The 2,903-nt window shown below is 75.7% G+C and carries 1 protein-coding gene; it reads left to right on the forward strand.

Going from position 1 to position 2,903, the window contains the following annotated elements:
• The coding region (locus tag BGM09_RS36995; protein WP_188286152.1) for an SDR family NAD(P)-dependent oxidoreductase at positions 1-2,903 on the forward strand (2,903 nt) is incomplete at both ends.

A 2,903-nucleotide genomic window follows, 5' to 3' on the forward strand; every position in this document is an offset into this window, starting at 1 on the left:
GCGCGCGGCGGGCGCCGACGCCATCGCGTCGGCGGCGGCCCCTGCCGACCCGCACCCGGCGCGGCCGGACGACCCCGTCCTGCTCATGCTCACCTCGGGCAGCACTGGCCGGCCCAAGGCCGTCGTGCTCAGGCACCGCAACGTCCTCGCGCGCTGCGCCGCCACCGCCGAGGCCAACGGCCTGCGGCGCGACGACGTGTCGGTGAACTGGCTGCCGCTCGACCATGTCGGCGGGGTGGTGATGTTCCACCTGCGGGACGTCTTCCTCGGCTGCCGTCAGGTGCACGCCCCCACCCGCTGGGTCCTCCAGGACCCCTTGCGCTGGCCGGACTTGGCGCACCGCTTCCGCGCCACCACGACCTGGGCCCCGAACTTCGCCTTCGGCCTGGTCAACGACCGCGCCGCCGACCTCGAACAGCGCGGCGCCGCCTGGGACTTGTCCCGGCTGCGGTTCGTGATGAACGCCGGTGAGGCGATCGTCGCCCGCGTGGCCCTTCGCTGGCTGCGGCTGCTGGCCCCGTACGGCCTGCCCGGTACCGCGCTGCGGCCCGCCTGGGGCATGTCGGAGACCTCGTCCGCGATGGTCTACTCCGACCGCTTCACCCGGGACGCGACCTCAGACGACGACGCGTTCGTCGAGGTCGGGGCGCCACTGCCGGGGTGCGCCCTGCGCATCGTGGGCGGCCCCGACACCGAGCCGCGGGTGCTGCGCGAGGGCGAGATCGGCCGCCTCCAGGTACGCGGCTCCACCGTCACCACCGGTTACGACGCCGCACCCGAGCAGAACGCCGCCGCCTTCACCCCGGACGGCTGGTTCGACACCGGCGACCTGGGCCGGGTGAAGGACGGCCGGCTCACGCTCACCGGGCGCGCCAAGGATGTCGTCATCCTCAACGGCGTCAATTACCACAGCCATGAGATCGAGTCCGTGGTCGAGGAACTGGCCTGTGTCGAACCGTCGTTCACCGCCGCCGTCGCGGTCCGGACGGCCACGGCGACCACCGACGAGCTGACGGTGTTCTTCCACCCGCGCGGCGCGGTCGGTCCCGAGGAGCGGGCGGAGGCGGTCCGCCGGGTCCGGGCAGCGGTGCTCGACCGGGTCGGCGTCAATCCCCGGCACGTCCTCGCCGTCGACCGCGCCGACATCCCCAAGACCGAGATCGGCAAGATCCAACGGGCGGCGCTGCGCGCCCGGTTCGAGGCCGGTGGCTTCGCCCGCTCAGGCCCTTACGGCGACGGCGGCGCCCCGGACGACGGCACTGTCCCCGACCACTTCCACCACGCCCGGTGGGTCCCGCGCGCCCTGACCCCCTCCACCGGCGGTCAGGCCGGGACGGTGCTGCTCCTTCTCGACGCCGAGGGCGTCGGCGAGCGGCTGGCCCGCGCACTGGAGGCGACCGGGCGTCGGTGCGTACGGATCGGTGCCGACCCCCTGTCGACCGGCGAGGCGGCCACGGACAAGGTGGTCACGGGCGAGACGGACGACGGTGAGGGGGCGGACGATCCGCGGACTCACGGCGTGCCGGGCGACCCCCGGCACGGCCCCGGCACGGCAGGACCCGACGCCCGCACCGGCCCCGTGCCGCCCACCACCGTCGTCGATCTGCGCGCGTACGGCGGGTCCCCCGACATCGGTCCGCGGGCCGCGCGGGCCGAGTTGCACGGCCTGCTGCGGCTGGCGCGGATCGGCGCGGACGCGGCGGCGGTGTACGTCGTCACCAGCCACGCGCTGTCGGTGCTGCCGGACGACCCGCCAGCGTACGAACGAGCGCCGCTCGCCGGGCTGGTGGCCACGCTCGGGCACGAGCGGACGGACGCGCGGGTCGTCCACCTCGACATACCGCCGGGCGACCCCGAGGGCACGGCGCGGCTGCTCGGCGCCGAACTGGCGCGGCTCCCGCGCGAGCGCGTGGTCGCCTACCGCGCGGGCCGCCGCCTGGCCCGCAGACTCGTCCCCGCGCGGGCGACGGCCACCCGCCCGAACCCCTTCCGCAGCGGCGGCCGCTATCTGGTGACCGGCGGCTCAGGCGGCATCGGACGGCTGCTGGCAGAGGAACTGGCGCGGACGTACGGCGCCCGGGTGCTGTGCGTGGGCCGGGGTCCCGCGCCGGAATCCGGTGACCGGCGGGTCGAGTACGCCGTGGCCGACGTGCGGGACGCGGACGCGGTCGGCCGGGTGCTGCGCGCGGCGGAGCAGCGGTGGGGTGCGCCGCTCGACGGCGTCCTGCACCTCGCGGGCACGTACCGGGAGGTGCCGCTCGACACGTGCACACCGAAGGATCTGGACGAGGCGCTGGAGGCGAAGGCCGGGGGCGCGCGGGTGCTGCACGCTCTGCTGCGGGACCGGCCGGGCACGCTGGTGGTGTCCTTCTCCTCGGTCAACGGCTTCTTCGGCGGAGCGTCGGTCGCCGGTTACTCCGCCGCCTCCGCGTATCTCGACGCGCTGGCGGTCCACCAGCGGCGGGCGTACGGCCTGGACGCGTACAGCCTGGCGTGGAGCATGTGGGACGAGACCGGGATGAGCGCGGGGTATCCGCTGAAGCGGCTCACACAGGCGCGCGGCTACCGTGTGCTGCCACCAGTTGAGGCGCTGGCGTCGCTGGCCGTCGCGTTGGGACGGGACGCGCCGCACCAGCTCGTCGGCCTCGACCCGGCGCGCCCGTGGATCGCGGCGCATATGGACGGACCGGCCGAAGGGCTGCGGGAGTTGACGGTGTACGCCGAGTCGGAGCCGGCCGCGGGACGGACCGGCGCCGACCGGTTCGGCACACCGCTGGTCTCCCGTGCCACGGTCGTCGGCGCGCTCGCGGTGGACCCCGCGACCGGCGCGGTGGACCGGGAGCGGCTGGCCGGGGCGGGCACGCCCGCCGAGGCCGCGGACGCCGAGCCGCGGCCCGGTACGG

This window comes from Streptomyces sp. CBMA29 (assembly GCF_014596445.1).
Lineage (GTDB): Bacteria > Actinomycetota > Actinomycetes > Streptomycetales > Streptomycetaceae > Actinacidiphila.